1 protein-coding gene is annotated in these 1,593 nt (G+C 35.6%); it reads right to left on the reverse strand.

Translation table 11 applies throughout. The features are described from left to right. A partial coding sequence (locus D8M05_RS19945; protein ID WP_379543632.1) for an IS1182 family transposase occupies positions 1-1,451 on the reverse strand: 1,451 nt, incomplete at its 3' end. Positions 1,452-1,593: the final 142 nt, after the last annotated feature.

The raw sequence follows: 1,593 nt of genomic DNA on the forward strand, positions 1-1,593 counted from the left end.
TCCTCTTTTTCCTTGATTAGCTTTATAATCCTCTTCATATTAACGGCAAATATCGTGGTTGCTCCTTGGATTTGCATTCCAAATAAACCCGAGCTTTTGGCTTGTTTGTACCCGTGTCTGTTTTTGATTTCGCTATTTTTAGCTTCAATTTTATATCGACTTTTTGCCAGTTCTTTAAATTCTTCTGTATTTTGATAGGCTTCGTGTTCGGTATGCTCAGTCGACTTAATCGTCACAGAATATGTTTTAGTTTTCGCGCCCTCTTTATAACACCCATCTTTTAATGGACATTTTTTACAGATTTCTACATCAAAATGGTATCTAATTTGATCATTACGATCTCTTCTCTTTTTTATACTTTTCTTCTTTGCTAAATGTCCTGCAGGACATACAAATAAACCAGCATCCTTATTAAATTCAAACTCATCCTCTTTCTTTCTTGTTCCATTAGTAATAATCGGGTGTAACCTTGAAACAAGGTTAAACTTATCTTTAGCGTAATTCAGATTATTTGTTCCAGAATAGGCTGTATCTCCAATAACTGTCTCAACTTCCATTCCAGTCGCTACACTTTTCTCCACCAGTTCTTCCAAATATTGCCCATCGCCTTTCTCGCCAGAAGTAACTACTGCAGCTGTAATGATACGCTCATCTGACATAGCCATATGGGTTTTGTATCCATGAAAAGAGTAGTCCGCTGATTTATGTCCTGTACGTGCATCTGGATCTTCCGAATAAGATAGTTGTTCATGATAATCATCTATTATTTCTTTTAAAACATTCATCCGTTCTTCAACAGCTGGAATTTTAGTGAGTGCAGGTTGTTCTTCTATCGTTTTTAATAACGTTTTACAATAAAATAGTTCATCTTCAGCCTCATCTGTTTTCGGTTTCGTTGGAAACTTTTCCTTCATGGACTCATCATATTGATAAATTGTTTTACGTAGTTGCTTCGATTTCTCTTGAAGGAACTCCTTTGCTGACTTTGAACAGTACCTTGATGCAGTATGTGTAGCATCGACAAGGATTGTCTTCGATTCAATTATTCCATGTTCAAGAGCAATCTCGACCGACTTATGAACCAACATATCCAATAGATCCATGTCTTCCAACCGCTTACGACGAAACTTTGTTAACGAACTTGGATGGATTACTGGGTCTTCTGGTGCGTAGTTCAAAAAGTATTTAAATGACATATCATACTTAGAACGTTCTACTACGTCTACATCTGATATATCGAAGATGGTTTTTAATAATAGATACTTAAACATGCGAATTGGAGAAACTGCATTACGACCATTATCTAAACAATATTTTCCCTTTAATTCATCGATAACAAAAGAAAAATCAACCAATTCGTTCATTTGACGCAAAAAATTATCTTTGGGAACAACCATATCATATAAATTTGTGTAAGAACTTAACGTAAACGATTCTTGTTTCTGTAACACCGAACCCACCACTTTCCGCTTGTTACTTTTATTATAATAGAATCGATGCTTATAAACACGTAAAAATCCATATTTTCCAGAAATTAATAAGGGACTTTTTCAGTGCCCTCTGCTGACGCACTACGGTGTCTCATCTAGGCCT

This window comes from Oceanobacillus bengalensis (assembly GCF_003628445.1).
Classification (GTDB): Bacteria; Bacillota; Bacilli; order Bacillales; family Amphibacillaceae; genus Oceanobacillus; species Oceanobacillus bengalensis.